At 72.7% G+C, this 14122-nt stretch carries 15 protein-coding genes; 8 read left to right on the plus strand and 7 right to left on the minus strand.

What is annotated here, in order from left to right; all coding sequences use genetic code 11:
* Nucleotides 1-84 precede the first annotated feature (84 nt).
* Complete coding sequence (locus D1350_RS17365) at nt 85-1887, minus strand: cellulose-binding domain-containing protein (RefSeq protein ID WP_240644176.1); 1803 nt, start codon at nt 1885-1887, stop codon at nt 85-87.
* A gap of 154 nt (nt 1888-2041) precedes the next feature.
* Here D1350_RS17365 and D1350_RS24545 point away from each other — a divergent pair, with 154 nt between their 5' ends.
* Entirely contained in the window at nt 2042-2422 is a 381-nt protein-coding gene (locus D1350_RS24545) for an MmcQ/YjbR family DNA-binding protein (protein WP_240644177.1), read from the plus strand.
* A 12-nt stretch (nt 2423-2434) separates the two neighbouring features.
* Here the strand turns inward: D1350_RS24545 and D1350_RS17375 are convergent, their stop codons facing one another.
* From D1350_RS17375 to D1350_RS17385, 3 genes are read right to left on the minus strand one after another with little or no spacing between them, the layout of a single operon-like run.
* Nucleotides 2435-2857, minus strand: coding sequence for a hypothetical protein (locus D1350_RS17375; protein WP_125777303.1), 423 nt, complete (start codon nt 2855-2857; stop codon nt 2435-2437).
* Nucleotides 2854-4053, minus strand: a complete 1200-nt coding sequence (locus tag D1350_RS17380) for a sulfotransferase family protein (RefSeq protein WP_125777304.1) — start codon at nt 4051-4053, stop codon at nt 2854-2856. The genes D1350_RS17375 and D1350_RS17380 overlap by 4 nt, the downstream gene beginning before the upstream one ends.
* A gap of 48 nt (nt 4054-4101) precedes the next feature.
* Nucleotides 4102-4707: a dihydrofolate reductase family protein gene (locus D1350_RS17385; RefSeq protein ID WP_125777305.1), complete on the minus strand. Its 606-nt coding sequence runs from the start codon at nt 4705-4707 to the stop codon at nt 4102-4104.
* 143 nt (nt 4708-4850) lie between these two features.
* On the opposite strand from D1350_RS17385, the gene D1350_RS17390 reads away from it, so the two are divergent.
* The 4 genes from D1350_RS17390 (at nt 4851) to D1350_RS17405 (ending at nt 8547) form a co-directional block, all read left to right on the plus strand.
* Complete coding sequence (locus D1350_RS17390; RefSeq protein WP_125777306.1) at nt 4851-5957, plus strand: FUSC family protein; 1107 nt, start codon at nt 4851-4853, stop codon at nt 5955-5957.
* Nucleotides 5958-6062: 105 nt separating this feature from the next.
* The gene (locus D1350_RS17395; RefSeq protein WP_125777307.1) at nt 6063-7112 is read left to right on the plus strand and encodes a LacI family DNA-binding transcriptional regulator; all 1050 of its coding nucleotides are present in this window, start codon (nt 6063-6065) and stop codon (nt 7110-7112) included.
* A 12-nt stretch (nt 7113-7124) separates the two neighbouring features.
* The gene (locus tag D1350_RS17400; protein WP_125777308.1) at nt 7125-7709 is read left to right on the plus strand and encodes an NADPH-dependent FMN reductase; all 585 of its coding nucleotides are present in this window, start codon (nt 7125-7127) and stop codon (nt 7707-7709) included.
* Between the two features lie 4 nt (nt 7710-7713).
* Complete coding sequence (locus D1350_RS17405; RefSeq protein ID WP_125777309.1) at nt 7714-8547, plus strand: arylamine N-acetyltransferase family protein; 834 nt, start codon at nt 7714-7716, stop codon at nt 8545-8547.
* Nucleotides 8548-8553: 6 nt separating this feature from the next.
* On the opposite strand, the gene D1350_RS17410 is transcribed toward D1350_RS17405, so the two are convergent.
* The gene (locus D1350_RS17410; RefSeq protein ID WP_125777310.1) at nt 8554-9966 is read right to left on the minus strand and encodes a serine/threonine-protein kinase; all 1413 of its coding nucleotides are present in this window, start codon (nt 9964-9966) and stop codon (nt 8554-8556) included.
* Nucleotides 9967-10050: 84 nt separating this feature from the next.
* Between D1350_RS17410 and D1350_RS17415 the strand changes: the two genes are divergently transcribed.
* The gene (locus tag D1350_RS17415) at nt 10051-10500 is read left to right on the plus strand and encodes an SRPBCC family protein (RefSeq protein WP_125777311.1); all 450 of its coding nucleotides are present in this window, start codon (nt 10051-10053) and stop codon (nt 10498-10500) included.
* A 74-nt stretch (nt 10501-10574) separates the two neighbouring features.
* On the opposite strand, the gene D1350_RS17420 is transcribed toward D1350_RS17415, so the two are convergent.
* Entirely contained in the window at nt 10575-10949 is a 375-nt protein-coding gene (locus tag D1350_RS17420; RefSeq protein ID WP_125777312.1) for a VOC family protein, read from the minus strand.
* 154 nt (nt 10950-11103) lie between these two features.
* Between D1350_RS17420 and D1350_RS17425 the strand changes: the two genes are divergently transcribed.
* On the plus strand, nt 11104-11928 hold the full coding sequence (locus tag D1350_RS17425; protein ID WP_125777313.1) for an HAD family hydrolase: 825 nt from the start codon (nt 11104-11106) through the stop codon (nt 11926-11928).
* Nucleotides 11929-11983: 55 nt separating this feature from the next.
* Nucleotides 11984-12850, plus strand: coding sequence for a GNAT family N-acetyltransferase (locus tag D1350_RS17430; protein WP_125777314.1), 867 nt, complete (start codon nt 11984-11986; stop codon nt 12848-12850).
* 72 nt (nt 12851-12922) lie between these two features.
* Here D1350_RS17430 and D1350_RS17435 read toward each other — a convergent pair whose 3' ends face one another.
* Nucleotides 12923-14119 (minus strand): cellulose binding domain-containing protein, encoded by a 1197-nt coding sequence (locus D1350_RS17435; protein WP_125777315.1) that lies wholly within the window; start codon nt 14117-14119, stop codon nt 12923-12925.
* Nucleotides 14120-14122: the final 3 nt, after the last annotated feature.

The following is a 14122-nucleotide window of genomic DNA, read 5'->3' on the forward strand; positions in this document are numbered from 1 at the left end:
GTAGACCTGGGGACGTGGCCGAACTCATCGCAGCACACCTCCGGCCCGGCCGCGCGAGCGACCGGGCCGGGGCGTGCCGCGCGGTCAGTTCGGCAGGTGCACCCCCTGGGCCGCCCAGTCCTTCGAGGCTCCCCGGATGTACATCGAGGACCCGGTGCTCCCCGAGAAGAACTGCTTGATCGACCCGGCGAACGGAGACGTCGACGGGTTGCGCCCGTACGCGTCGGTGTAGATCGTCGTCGGGCCGCTGGTGGTCAGCGAGAGGCTGCCCACGCGGTACTCACGGAACGTGCCGGTGAACGGCGACCGCGGGTCGTCCCACGGGATGTTGCCGCCCTGCGACCGGACCTGCTGGCACAGGCCGCCGCCGATCCGGGTGTCGCTGCAGAGCTCCACCTGCCTCCCGAGGTTGTTCGGCTTGCTCGGGTCGTAGTAGCGGCCCGGGTTGAGCACGTAGAACAGCGGGCTCATGCTGAACGAGACGCCCGCCCCGCTGACGGACGCGTTCGCGAACCAGAACTCGTGCAGCTGGTAGGAGTCCAGCGGCACCTGGCCGCCCGAGATCGGGTCGTAGCGCAGCACACGGTCCCGGATGGCCTGGGCGCAGGCCGGCCCGGTGATCAGCCGGCCGAGGCTCGTGGTGTCGGACGGGCTGTCCGCGGGGACGGCCGGGCCGACGTTCGTGAACCCCTGGCCGATAGGTCCGGGGCAGTCCGTGCCGCCGAACCCGCCGGGCCGTCCGCTGGGGATCAGCGCGGTGTAGCGCACCTCGAACGTCTGCCCGTTCGAGCGCCGGCAGTCCTGGTTGAGGATCAGCTCGTGGACGTTGTTGGTGAAGGCGTCCGGGGAGTGCGTGCCCTGGTGGAACTTCAGCAGCACGTCGCAGGTGGCGATCGTCGTGCCGCCCGGGGCGGTGAAGTTGCCGTTGTCGCCCTGGACCACCGCGAGGTTGCTCACGGCCACGACCTTGTGGCCCACGTGGTCCTCGTGCCGGTGGCTGCCCGACGACGTGGACTCCATCAGCGCCTCGCTCGTGACCCCGAACGCCGGCCAGCCGACGCCGCTCCTCGTGAAGACCGCAGCGTTCCGCGGGTCGTCGCCGTGCTCGTGCCCGAAGTAGCAGCCGCTCGAGTCACGGGTCGGGTGCCAGGTCGGGTAGACCTTGCCGTCCGGCCCGTACGTCCAGTACTCCGCGTGGACCGCCTTGGAGCACTCGCCGCTCTTCGGCGTGTAGCCCTTGTCGTCGGCCCGGACGATCAGGTCGTAGGCCATGCTGGTCCGCGCCCCGGCGGGCGGCAGCGAGGTGCCGGGCGTAGGGGCCGACGGCGGCGGGGTCGCCGTCGAGGTCGGCGTCGGCACCGGGGTGGTCGGGCCGGGCGACGGCGTGGTCGGGCCGGGCGACGGCGTGGTCGGGCCGGGCGACGGCGTGGTCGGGCCGGGCGACGGCGTCGTGGTGCCGCCGCCGCAGACCTCGCCGTTGACGCGGAACGTGGTCGGGACCGTCGCCGAGCTGCCGGACAGCACCGCCCCGAAGACCTCGCGGGACGCGCCCGCCGCGATCGAGCCGTTCCAGCCGACGTCCCTCGCGCTCACCGTCGAGCCCGACTGGGACAGCGTCGCGTTCCACGAGCTGGAGATGGCTACACCCTGCGGCAGGTCGAACTGCATCGTCCAGCCGTTGAGCGCCTCGCTCCCCGCCGTGATCGAGATGTTCGCCTGATAGCCGCCGTTCCAGCTGCTCACGATGGTGTACCGCACGGCCTGGCACGCCGCCGCCTGCGCCGGAGCCACGGCCACGATCGCCGTTGCTGCCGCGACGAGCACGCCAGTCGCCGCCGCGAGCGCTCTGATTCCTCTACGTCGTCGTCGTTCTCTCGTTCTCTCCATCGTCGTACTCTCCTTGATCCGATCTGGTGCGAACCGGTCGATACCAGGACGCCACCGGAAGACCGGGCCTACGAGCGTGCTAAACGTTTTACATCCCTGGGCCCCGCCTGACCCCCATCTGGGCACTGTCAGTGGCGGGTGCGAGACTCCTGACGTGGCCGAGCGAGCACCTGTCCCCGCCGACGTCGTGAGCCGACTCGGCGCCATCTTCGAGCGTCTCCCCGAGTGCGCGGAACGGGACGCGTGGACCGGCGTGGCCTGGAAGGTCCGCGACGCCACGGTCGCGCACGTGTTCGGCGGCGAGGACGGCCTGGTCCGGGTCACGTTCCGCGCGGAGCCCGACGAGCTCGCGGCGTTCGCACACCTCGGTTCGCCGTACTTCAAGACGGAGTGGGGCAGCAACGTCGCCGGCCTGGAGCTCAACGACGGCACGGACTGGGACGAGCTCACCGAGCTGCTCACGGACTCCTACTGCATCCAGGCACCGGAGAGCCTGGCGGCCCAGGTGAGCCGGCCGGACCGGCAGGAGGCCTGACGACCGTCCGCGTCAGGTCCCCGGCGACTGCTCCCCCGGCACGCGCGGCGACCGGGTCACGCGATTCAGCTCGAACAGGGCCGTCGCGACCGCAGCGGCGACGTCCGGCAGGGACATCGTCGACTGCACCACCCAGAACTCGCGCTCGACCCCTTCGGCCCGTTCGATGCCGGGCTGCCGGACGAGGACCGCCTCGAAGTCGTCAGCGACGTCCGCGATCTCGAGGATCCCGTCACGGAGGATGACCTCGGTGTTGTAGCCGGGTTCGCCGTCGGTCAGGTCGCTGACCTGGATGAGGTCACGCAGCTCGCCCAGATCAGGGGGCGGGCCGGGCGACCTCGGGACCAGCTCCGGCGCGGCCGCGACGGCCTCGCCCAGGGGGTCTTCCGAGGTGGGCGCCGTGCGGCCCGGCAGGTCCTGCACGGGATGCCTCACCTCAGCACCGACGCCGGCACCCGGTAGTCCGCGAACGCCGCCGCGACCTTCGCCTCGTCCAGGCCGTAGCGCTCCAGGGTGTAGCGGTGCCCGCGGTGCCCGGTCCGGTCGAGGGCGGCCGCGAGGTTGGCGTCGTCGGCCTCGCCCCAGGGCATGCCGAGGCGGTCGAAGACCCCGCGCATCACCGTCTCGGGGGCCGCGACGAGGTCGTCGTAGACCACGTCGACGACGGCGTCCTCGGGAAGCCCCGCGCGCTGGGCGAGCGCGCGGTCCACCCCGGCCGCGGCGACCGCCAGCCAGTCCCGGCCGATCTGCTCCAGGTCGACCCTGCCGGGCTTCAGGAAGATCCGGCGGGCGGCCTCCGCCATGGAGCACCCCGAGGCGACGGCGGCGCCGGGCGAGCGGTGAGTCCAGACGAACCGCGCACCCGGGAAGGCCCGCAGGATCTCGGGCATCCGCCACAGGTCCGCAGGGTGCTTGAGGACCCACCGGTCCGGTGCCTCACCCGCCGCGATCACCTGCAGGGCGTCGCGCAGGAACAGGTAGTCGTCGGTCAGGTCGGCGCCCGCGAGGTGCTCGAGGTACCGGGGCAGCGTCCCGGACGTGCAGTACAGCTCGCTGTGGGCCCGGAGGAAGAAGTCCTCCTCCTCGCTCTCCGGGATCAGCGGGTGCACGTCGGCCCAGGCCGGGTTGAGCTTCGCCACCACGGCGTACCGCTTGTGCGTCTGCTCGATCAGCCGGGCCCGCTCGGCCTCCGGACGCGGCGGCCCGAGGTGAGTCATCTCCCAGAGCCGCGGGCCGCGGCTGCCCGGCGAGCGGGCGATCAGGTTGTACGTGAGCGTGGTCCCGGTCCGCGCCAGGCCGACGACGAACACCGGCGCGTCCACCGGCTCGTCACGCACTCCGGGCCGCTGGGCCTGGACCTGGCGCACGACGGCGCGGTTCAGCACCCGCGACCGGACCTGGTCCTGGGCGCCCTTCCAGCCGAAGGCACTGAGGTCGGGCTCGCCTGCGTGGTCGGTGAGCAGCAGGCGCAGGCCGTCGATCCCCGCGAGGTCGTCCGCGGTGAGCGGCGCGTGCCGGCGCTGCGCGTCCGCGACGATCCGCGCGAACACGGCGTCGGGATCCTTCCGGGTGCGCAGCCCGGGGGCGAGCACGACGTTGAGCAGGCGGAGCAGCGGCGCAGTCTCGGACACACCGGACATACTGCCCATCTGCGGCCCTCACGGCAAGGGCTTTCGACGTCAGCCGCCAGGGTGCAGCGGTGGGTGGTCGAGCACACGAGGCCGGTACTCGACGAGCTGGATGCTGTCGTCGAACGTGCGGTGACCGGTCATCGCGAGGGCGACGTCCGGGTAGCCGTCGTAGATCCGCTCGGCGCCCGTGGCTCCGGTGATCACCGGGAACATCACGACCCTGAAGCGGTCGACGAGCCCGGCTCGGAGCAACGACCGGCACAGTTTGAGACTGCCGATCGTGCTCAGGAGGCCGGAGTCCCGCCCCTTCATCGCCCGGACCGCCTCGACCGGGTCGTCTCGCACGAGCGTGGAGTTCGCCCACGTGAGCGGCTCGTCGAGCGAGGTGGAGAACACCACCTTCGACGCCTGGGTGAGCTCGTCGAAGGACACCTCCTCGTCGAGTCTCAACTCGTCCTTGCCCGCCGACATCTCGCCGGCGGCGAAGCCCGACATGAGCCGGTAGGTGTTCGCCCCCATCAGATACGTGACCTCGGGTTGCTCGCCCAGCCAGGCCAGGTACTCGGGCCCCTCGAGACCCCATAAGCCGGGCCAGCCCTCCCCCGAGGCGTAGCCGTCGAGCGAGGTGATGAAGTCGACCAGAAGCTCTGACATGGGCGTGTCCGTCCTCCAGCAGTTGGGCGCCTCCTGCCGTGCTACCACGGCCGCACGAGGTTGGCCAGCGCTGCCCCCGCCGCGAGACCTCGGACGCCGTGGCCGCCCGGCGACCGTCCCGCATCGCCCGTAGCGTTTCAAGGATGGACGAACGGCTGAACGGGGTGCTCGACCAGGCGCGCCGGTCCCGGGCCGGCCGGGTGGCGCAGGGCGCGCACCGGCTGTGGGTGCTGCACCCGTCATGGTCGATGGCCGTCAAGGGGGCGGTCGCGGCGGCGCTCGCGTGGTTCCTCGGCCTGGTCGCGCCGGCGCCGTTCTCCGAGTACCCGTACTACGCCCCTCTCGGCGCCGTGGTGGTCACCACGGGCACGCTGGTGCGTTCGGCCCGGGCGGGCCTGCAGGCCGCGGGCGCCATCCTGATCGGAGCGGCCATCGCCCGCGGGGTCGACCTCGTCCTCGAGCCGGGCGGAGCGGCGATCGCCCTCGCCGTGGGGCTCGCGCTGCTGTGCGCGGGCTGGAGCGTGCTGGGCGACATGGGCACCTGGGCCGTGACGTCGGCGCTGTTCGTCCTGATCATCGGGGCGTCCGACCCTGCCGACTTCGTGGGCGCGTACGCCGGTCTGGTCGTCGCCGGGGCCTTGATCGGCATCGGCGTCAACCTGGTCTTTCCCCCGCTCCCCCTGACGCCGTCCGAGATGGCGCTCGACCGGCTCCGGGACGTGCTCGTGGAGCAGCTGGACCTGCTCGCGGACGGGCTCGACCGCGAGGTCCCGCCCTCGCAGGAGGAGTGGGGCGAGCGGCGCCGGTCCATCGAGCCGACACGTGCCCGGGCCCGCGAGTCGGTGCAGCAGGCGCGGGAGGCCGTGCGGGCGAACCGCAGGGCACGCCGCTATCGCGAATGGGCGACGTCCCAGGTGCGCAGGGCCGGCTCGCTCGGGACGTCGGCCGACGTCGTGGACGAGATCACGCGGCTCGTCGCCGACTGGGAGACACGGGACCGGGAGGACGTCGCCCTGGGGCCGCCGCTGCGCCCCGTCGCCGCCGACGCGTTCCGGGCGTTCGCCCAGGTCCTGCGGACGCTGGACCGCGAGGGTCCCGACGCCGACTCCTGCGGCGCCCTCGACGCGGCCACCGAGAAGCTGCGCCGCGGCGTGCACGTCGTCCGCGCCGACAGCGAGCAGGACTACTTCGTCGCGGGCGCCCTCGTGCTGGCCCTGCGGCGGGCGGCCGCGGCGCTCGCCTCGGTGTGAGCCGCGGCCGCCCCGGACGCGCCGCCCGCCCAAAAAGAAGGGCTTGACTGGCCACAGCGCTTCTGAAACGATCTACTAAATCGTTCAAGTGGAGAGGGGGACAGCATGTCGAGCAGACCCAGTCTCAAGGCCGTCGCTGTCGCCGCCGGCGTCTCCCCCGCCAGCGTCTCGAACGCGTACAACCGGCCCGAGCAGCTCTCCGCGGCCGCCCGCGAGCGCATCCTGGACCTCGCGGCCCAGATGGGTTACGCCGGCCCCCACCCGAGCGCGAGCTCCCTGCGCAGCAGGCACTCGGGCTCGATCGGCATGCTGTTCGCCCAGGACCTCACCTATGCCTTCGACGACCCGTACTGCACCGTGCTGATGGGGGGCCTCGCCGAGATCGCCATGGAGGCAGGGGCCAACCTGCTGCTCCTGCAGGTCGGTCCGCACGTGGTCTCGCAGGCGTATTCCCGCGACGAGGAACTGCGTCTGGTCCAGGGCGCCCGGCGCGCGGCGCTGGACGGCGCGGTCGCGGACGGAGTACATCCCGCACACCCCGTCCTGCGGGTCCTGGCCGAGCGCGACGTCCCCGTCGTCAGCACGGCCGTCGGCACGGGCGAGCGCTGCGTCCTGATCGACGACCGCGGCTCGGCCGTGGAGCTCGGCCGGCACCTGCGCTCGCTGGGGCACCGGCGGGTGGTGGTCGTCACCGACAGCATGGACGAGGGCGACCCGTCGCTCGCGCCGGCCGACACCCACCTCTTCCCGTACGCACGCCTCCGGGTCGACGGCCTACGGGAAGGGCTGGGCGGTGCCGAGGTGACGGTGGTGTCCGCGGGGAGCAACACCCAGGCGTCGGGGCGGAGGGTCGCCGACCTGGTCCTCGCGATGACGGCACGCCCCACGGCCGTGGCCGCGACGTCGGACACGCTGGCGCTCGGTCTGCTCCAGCGGTTCCGCGAGGCCGGGCTCGAGCCGGGGACCGGCATCTCCGTCACCGGGTTCGACGACGTACAGCAGGCGGGACCTGCCGGGCTGACGACGGTCCGCCAGCCAGTCCGGGAGAAGGGCCGGACGCTCGGTCGGATGCTCCTGGACCCGTCGTTCACCGAGACCCGCGTCACGCTCGCCACCGAGCTCATCATCCGCACCAGCACGGCACCTGCCCCGTAACAAAGGAGACCCATGCTCAGCTCGCCGTCGGACCTCAAGGTCACGCTCATCGTCGCCAGCGTCCGCCCCGACCGGTTCGGGCCTACCGTCGCCGCCTGGGCCACCCGGCGCGCCCTCGCTCACGACGGTCTGGTCCTGGACGTCCTCGACCTCATGGACCTCGACCTTCCCGCGGGCCTCGACGGTTCGGGCGACACCGGCCTCCTGCGCTCGCGCATCGATGCCGCCGACGCCTTCGTCGTCGTGACCCCTGAGTACAACCATGGCTACCCCGGCTTCCTGAAGACCGCGATCGACACGGTGGAGGCCGCCGCGTGGCGTGCCAAGCCGCTCGGACTGGTCTCCTACGGCGGGGGCGCGGGCGGTGCCCGGTCCGCTGAGCAGCTCCGCCAGGTCTTCGCGGAGCTGGAGGTGGTCACCGTCCCCGAGGCGGTCACGCTGGTCCGGGTCTGGGACCTGTTCGACGACGCCGGTCGGCTCCTCGACCCGGCCGGCCCGGACAGCGCGATGCGTTCCATGCTGGACCAGCTGCTCTGGTGGGGTCGAACGTTGCGCGCGGCGCGCGAGCAGGCCGTGCCCGTGGGTGCGGAGGCGTGACGAGATGACGACCGACCTGTGGCACACCGACCGCCTCGACCTGGACGGCTACCTCGCCCGGCTCGGCCTCCCGGCACGCGCGCCGAGCCGGGCCGCGCTCGACGAGGTGCACGAGCAGCATGTCCGCACGTTCACGTTCGACAACGTCGACGTGCTGCTCGAGCAGCACCCGGGGGTCGCGCTCGACGCCGCGCAGGAGAAGTTCGTCGTACGAGGTCGGGGCGGCTACTGCTTCGAGCACTCGACGGTGCTCGCCGCAGCGCTCGACCGCCTCGGCTACCAGGTGGTGCGGCGGCTCGCCCGGGTGAACGGGGGAACCGACACCCCGCTCGGGCGCACCCACCTGGTCGTGGAGGTGGCCCTCGACGGCGAGCGGCTGCTGTGCGACCCCGGGTTCGGCATGGGACTCCTGCGGCCGGTCCCCCTCGTCGACGGGCACGAGGACGACCAGGACGGCTGGCGGTACCGGGTGACACGGGTCGACGGGCCGACCGTCTGGCAGCTCCACCGCGCCCGGGACGACGGCTGGGAGCTCATGCACACCACCGACGAGCTCCCGGTCGTCCCGGAGGACGTCGTCATCGGGCACCACTACACGAGCACGTTCCCGGGCTCGCACTTCACCCAAGGCCTCGTCGTGGCCCGGCACCTTCCCGGCCATCACGTCACGATCTCCGCCACGACGGTCACCGTGCGTCGTCCCGGTCTCCCGACCGAGCACCGCGCGCTCGCCGAGGGCGAGCTCCTCACGTGGCTCGACGTCCTCGGCGCCTCCTCCCTGACCGGCGACGAGACAGCGCGCCTGTGCGCGATGCCCGTGCCGGGCAGCGAACGCTGAGCTGGGTCAGGCTGCCGCCCGGACGGCGTCGATCGCCTCTCGTATCCGGGCGGCGGCACCGGCGTCGAGCCTGCCACCTTGCTCGAGCTCGTCGAGCTTCTTCTCGAGCTCTTCCAGCTTCTTGACGTTCTCGTCAGCCTTGCCCTGCTCGAGCTTCTTCTCGAGCTCGCGGACCTGACGTTCGAGCTCTGCGGCGTCCTTGCCCTCGAGGCTGCCGTCGGCGCCGGCCTGCTGGACCGCGTCTCGGAGGCCGGCCAGGGCAGCGGTCAGGCTCGTCGTCCCGTCGCCCGACGGCGCGGCCGGTCCCGCCGGGCTCGACGCCGGTCCGGCCGTGCCGTCATCAGCGACCGAACCGGCCGGGTCCGGGTCGGTCGGGATGTCGTCGCCCGCACGCTGCCAGATCAGTCCGGCGACCAGGAGCAGGACGATCAGCCCGGCGGCGGCCAGCAGCAGCGCACGGCGCGGGAACCCCGTGCGTTCGGGCGGAGCCGGAGGTGGGGGCTCGACGGTCGGCAGGACGGCGGTCGGGGCGAGCGGTGGGACCGGCGGGACCGGTCCTGGCGGGGTCGGCAGGACAGCGGTCGCCCCCGCCCCGTGGGCCCCCGGTGTCGCCGCCTGGCTCAGGAGCACCGCGACGGCACCCGCCCGTCGTCCCGGGTCCTTCGCGAGCAGGCCGTCGACGGTCTCGTCGACCCAGTCCGGCACGTCGGGACGCCGGTCGCGCACTCGGGGCGGCCGCGCCTCGACGTGCTTGCGCAGCAGTCCCATCGGGTGCTCGGCGGCGAAGGGCGGCTGCCCGGTCAGCATCGCCATCAGCACGCAGCCCAGGGCGTACTGGTCGCTGGCGGCGGTCGCCCCCTCTCCCCGCGCCTGCTCCGGCGAGAGGAAGGCGGCGCTGCCGATGACGTCGCCTGCGGCGGTCACCTGGTGCGCCGTCGCCTCCGCGAGCCGCGCGATCCCGAAGTCCACCACCTTCAGCCGGCCGTGCCGATCGAGCATCAGGTTGCCCGGCTTCACGTCGCGGTGCACCACCCCGACACCGTGAACGGCCTCGATCCCCTCCGCCGCCTGCCGGGCGAGATCGACGGCGCGGTCTACCGGGAGGGGTCCCTGCTGCTCGATGAGCTCAGCCACCGTCGGTCCGGACAGCAGCTCCATGACGAGGAACGCGAGGCCCTTCTCGACACCGGCGTCGTAGACCGCCACCACGTGGGGGTGCGACAGCGCAGCGGCGGTGGTCGCCTCACGGCGGAACCGCTCCGCCGCCAGATCGTCCTCCGCAGCACCGATGTCGAGCACCTTCAGCGCCACCTCGCGGCCCAGCACCCGGTCGTGGCCCACCCACACCTCGCCCATGCCGCCGCGGGCGATCGCCTCACGCAGCTCGTAGCGCGCAGCGAGGACCTGGCCGGGAGTCATCTGGCCATCATGCCGTTCGAACGCCCACCGTCGCCCGCCGCCTCACCGGCGGGGTACGGTCGTGTCCGGAGAACGGGAGCACTCATGAGTTCTGACACCACGAGACATACCGTCACCGCGACGACGCACATCGCCGAGCCGCCGGAACGTGTGTGGGCCGAGCTCATGCACCCCGGTGCGCGGTGGGTGCTGGGCGCCAACATGGAGACCGACTTCCAGCCGGGCAGCCCGATCACGTTCGAGGGGCACTTCTTCGGCCGGGTGTTCGCCGACAAGGGCCAGGTCATCGCCGTCGAGCGGCCGCGGCTGCTGCACTTCACGCACTTCGCGCCGCTGAACGGCCTCGAGGACGTGCCCGAGAACTACCACGAGATCCGCATGACGCTCGAGCCCGACGACGGCGGCACCCTCGTCACCGTCGTCCAGGAGAACATCGACACCGAGCGGTACGCCGCAGCCGCCGAGGGGTACTGGAAGGACGCGCTCGCCACGCTCGCGCACCGGGACGACGGAACCCGCACGTCACACCGGTGAGAAGGACTGATCCACGGGAACGTGACTGTCTTCCTCACGCACCGAGGGCCGGCGTCTTCACGGCGCACTCCTGATCACTGGTCCGCGCCGGCCGGCTCCCAGAGCTGGACGGGATTTCCCTCCGGGTCACGGCAGTCTGCGAACCGCCCGTTGGGGTACGTCTCGGTGTGCACGTCCACCGCGACCCCGGCAGCCCGGAGCTGCGCCACCATGGCGTCGAGGTCGTTCACCCGGAAGTTGACCGCCCACTGCTGGCCCTCGACGCCGAAGTGCTCGGAGTCGGCCGGGAGCGGGGCGAACACCGTCGGGCCTGCGTGCTGACGCCAGGACGAGACGTCGTACGACTCCGGCGGGGCGTCGACCCCGAGGTGGTGCGCGTACCAGCGGGAGAGCCCTTCCGGGTCACGCGCCCGGAAGAAGACCCCGCCGATGCCCGTCACTCGCTCCATACGGCCACCATCGCACGGGGCGCGGTCGCGGACCCCTGCACTCTCCCGCGCGGCACACGATCGAGAGCGGCTTAACCGTTTGACCTCCGAGACCTGAGCGTCCGTCGCGCCACAGAATGCCGGACCACGACGAACCGCCGCGCGAGGAGGACCCATGAGAAGAATCCCGAAGGGCCCAGAGCTCCTCGTCGCCCTGGACATCGACGGCACGCTCGTCGCCGAAGGCTCGTTCCACGTCCCGCAGGCCACCCGCGAGGCGGTGGCCGACGTCGTCGCGGCCGGCTACCGCGTCGTCCTCGCCTCCGGCCGTTCCCTGGTGGGCATCCTGCCGGTCGCCACCGTCCTCGGCCTCCACGGCGCATGGCTCGTCGCGTCGAACGGCGCGGTCACGGCCCGGATGGACCGGACCATGCCGTGCGGGTACCGGGTCGAGAGCTGCCAGGTGCTCGACGTCGCACCCGTGGTCCGGCTCGCCCGCCGCCTGTGCCCCGGCGTGCGCGTCGCTGTCGAGGAGGTCGGGTGGGGCTATCGGGTGTCGACGCCCTTCGGAACCGACGAGCTCAACGGGCGACAGACCGTCGTCGGCCCGGAGGACCTGGTCGAGGCACCGACACCGCGGGTCGTCCTGGCCGGGCGCGCCGCCGCCTCGCGCCTCCTGGGGCCGGTGCGGTCGCTCGGCTGCACGGCCAACCCCGCGAACCCGGACTGGGTCGACGTGACGCCCGAGGGGGTCTCGAAGGCCACAGCGCTCGATGCGGTGCGCCGGCACCTCGGGATCGACGAGACGGCCACCGTGGCGATCGGGGACGGCGTCAACGACCTGCAGATGCTGGCGTGGGCCGCACGTTCGTTCGCGATGGGCCACGCGTCCCCCGTCGTGCAGGAGGCTGCGGGGGCGGTGACCGGGACCCTCGCCGAGAACGGGGCCGCGACGGTCCTCCGGTCGCTGCTGGCGGCGCCCGTCGTGGTCGGAGCCTGAAGAGCGGCGCCTTAACAGGTCGATCACGCGCACCCGCGTGGTGTGTGATCGGCCCATGACGATCGAGCTGACCAGGCCCGGGATCGACCTGCTGGGTGAGGCCGTGGGTGCGCTGCGCCAGTGGCAGCGCGAGGGCACGCCGTTCCAGCTGCATCCTGGCGACCTGGGCTGGTTCAGGCGGTTCGGCGCGGAGGCGACGACCGCCGCGGTCCGAACCTGGAGCCGGGGTGGGCGAATCCTCGTCGTCGGCCTGCTGGACGGCCCCACGCTGCTGCGGCTGACGATCGCGCCGGACGCCCTCCAGGACGAGGAGCTGGCGCAGCGGCTCGTCGACGACGTGAGCCAGCCGGGGCGCGGTGTCCTCCCGGAGGGTCGGGTGAACATCGAGGCGCCGTCGACCGCTGTCGTCCAGGACCTGCTGGCCGCGGCGGGCTGGGCCACCGACGAGCCGTGGACGCCGCTGCGCCGCGACCTCACGGAGCCGGTGCTGGATCCCGGCGTGCGCGTCGAGTCGGTCGGCCCGGAGCGAGCGCACGAGTGGGCAGCCGTCCTGAGGGCATCCTTCGACGGGTCCACCTTCACCGAGGATCGCTGGCACGCGATGGCGGCGGGATCGCCGTTCCACGACGCCTGCTGCCTCCTCGGGTACGACGACCGCGGCCACGCGGTGGCGGCGGTGACCGTCTGGTCGGCAGGCCCGGGGCGGCCTGGGGTGCTCGAACCGATGGGCGTGCACCGCGACCACCGTGGTCGCGGCCACGGCAGGGCGATCACCGTCGCCGCGGCCGCCGCGCTCCAGGAGCTGGGCTCGTCGAGTGCGATCGTGTGCACGCCGAGCTCCAACGTCGGTGCCGTCGCCACGTACGTGTCCGCGGGCTTCCTCCCGCTCCCCGAGGTCCGCGACCGGTACCGGGCCGCATAGCCGCGCCGGTGCTGGACGACGGCTCGGCCGGACGGGAGGCGAGCGATCCGCCTCCCGTCCGGGGCCCACGAGCTACGGGAGGACGCGGTCGAGCGCCGCGAACCACTTCGCGGCGATCTTGACGTTGCCGCTGTCGTCCGGGTGGACGCCGTCGTACGCGTCGACCGCCGGGTCGAAGCCGGTCCACTGGTCGACCACGACGATCGGTGACCGCGCGGTGGAGAGACCGGCCGCCCAACCGGGGATCTGGGCGTTGAGGTTGACCGCCCGCTGCCCGCAGTCGGTGCAGCCGAACGACGCGGCGGGCTCGAGGGGGATGATCTGGGCGACCAGGATCGTCGCGTCCGGGTTCACCCTGCGCAGGTCGGTCACGATCGTCGTGTACGCGCCGAGGATCTGCGCCGGCGCGACGTTCGACCAGGCGTCGTTGGTGCCGAAGTGCAGCAGCAGCACGTCGGGCGTGTTCTGCTCCAGCCAGCGCCGGGTGTCACCGTTCGCGACGGCGCGGGTGACCAGGACACCGCCGTGGCCCTCGTGGTGGGCGTCCGAACCTGTCGGGGCACACCCCTGCTGCTGCGATCCGACGAAGTCGACCCGGTGCCCGGCGTCGGTCAGGTGCTGCCACAGGTTGCCCCGCCAGCACCCGGGGCTGCCGGTGATCGAGTCGCCCATCGGCATGATCCGGACCGGGCCGGCCGGCTGCGTCGGGCTGGGCGTCGGGGACGGTGTCGGGCTGGGCGTCGGGGACGGTGTCGGGCTGGGAGTCGGGGACGGTGTCGGGCTGGGGGTCGGCAGGACGGGTGTGGGCGTCGGCGTCGGGAGGACCGGCGTGGGGGTCGGCGTCGGCCCGCTCTGCCCGTCGCACAGGACGCCGTTGATGGAGACCTGCGTCGGGGCGGCGGTGCTGCCCGAGCCGACGAACCCGAACACCTGCACGGTCTGACCCGGAGCGATCCGTGCGTTCCAGCCGACGTCGGAGCCGGTGAACCGCGAGCCGCTCTGGCTCCAGCCCACGTTCCAGGCGCTGCTGACCGTGGTCCCGGCCGGGAACTGCCAGGTGAGGTCCCAGCCGTCGATCGCCTCTCCCGCGGTGATGGAGACGTTCGCCTGGAAGCCGCTGCCCCAGGAGCTGACGACCCGGTAGTCGACCTCGCAGCCCGCCTCGGCGGACGCCTGTCCGGCCAGGACCACGGGCAGTGCGCCGACGGCGAGCGCGGCCACCGCCGCGCCGATCATCGAAGGGCGTCGTCGCTCTCGATCTTCTCGCATGGT

This window comes from Antribacter gilvus, assembly GCF_003946865.1.
Classification (GTDB): Bacteria; Actinomycetota; Actinomycetes; order Actinomycetales; family Cellulomonadaceae; genus Antribacter; species Antribacter gilvus.

What these genes read in the sequence shown, in the direction of transcription:
- D1350_RS17365 (WP_240644176.1), bottom strand. Translation starts at nt 1,887, where the DNA reads ATGGAGAGAACGAGAGAACGACGACGACGTAGAGGAATCAGAGCGCTC.
- D1350_RS17385 (WP_125777305.1), bottom strand. Translation starts at nt 4,707, where the DNA reads ATGTCAGAGCTTCTGGTCGACTTCATCACCTCGCTCGACGGCTACGCC.
- D1350_RS17390 (WP_125777306.1), top strand. Translation starts at nt 4,851, where the DNA reads ATGGACGAACGGCTGAACGGGGTGCTCGACCAGGCGCGCCGGTCCCGG.
- D1350_RS17395 (WP_125777307.1), top strand. Translation starts at nt 6,063, where the DNA reads ATGTCGAGCAGACCCAGTCTCAAGGCCGTCGCTGTCGCCGCCGGCGTC.
- D1350_RS17400 (WP_125777308.1), top strand. Translation starts at nt 7,125, where the DNA reads ATGCTCAGCTCGCCGTCGGACCTCAAGGTCACGCTCATCGTCGCCAGC.
- D1350_RS17405 (WP_125777309.1), top strand. Translation starts at nt 7,714, where the DNA reads ATGACGACCGACCTGTGGCACACCGACCGCCTCGACCTGGACGGCTAC.
- D1350_RS17410 (WP_125777310.1), bottom strand. Translation starts at nt 9,966, where the DNA reads ATGACTCCCGGCCAGGTCCTCGCTGCGCGCTACGAGCTGCGTGAGGCG.
- D1350_RS17415 (WP_125777311.1), top strand. Translation starts at nt 10,051, where the DNA reads ATGAGTTCTGACACCACGAGACATACCGTCACCGCGACGACGCACATC.
- D1350_RS17420 (WP_125777312.1), bottom strand. Translation starts at nt 10,949, where the DNA reads ATGGAGCGAGTGACGGGCATCGGCGGGGTCTTCTTCCGGGCGCGTGAC.
- D1350_RS17425 (WP_125777313.1), top strand. Translation starts at nt 11,104, where the DNA reads ATGAGAAGAATCCCGAAGGGCCCAGAGCTCCTCGTCGCCCTGGACATC.
- D1350_RS17430 (WP_125777314.1), top strand. Translation starts at nt 11,984, where the DNA reads ATGACGATCGAGCTGACCAGGCCCGGGATCGACCTGCTGGGTGAGGCC.
- D1350_RS17435 (WP_125777315.1), bottom strand. Translation starts at nt 14,119, where the DNA reads ATGCGAGAAGATCGAGAGCGACGACGCCCTTCGATGATCGGCGCGGCG.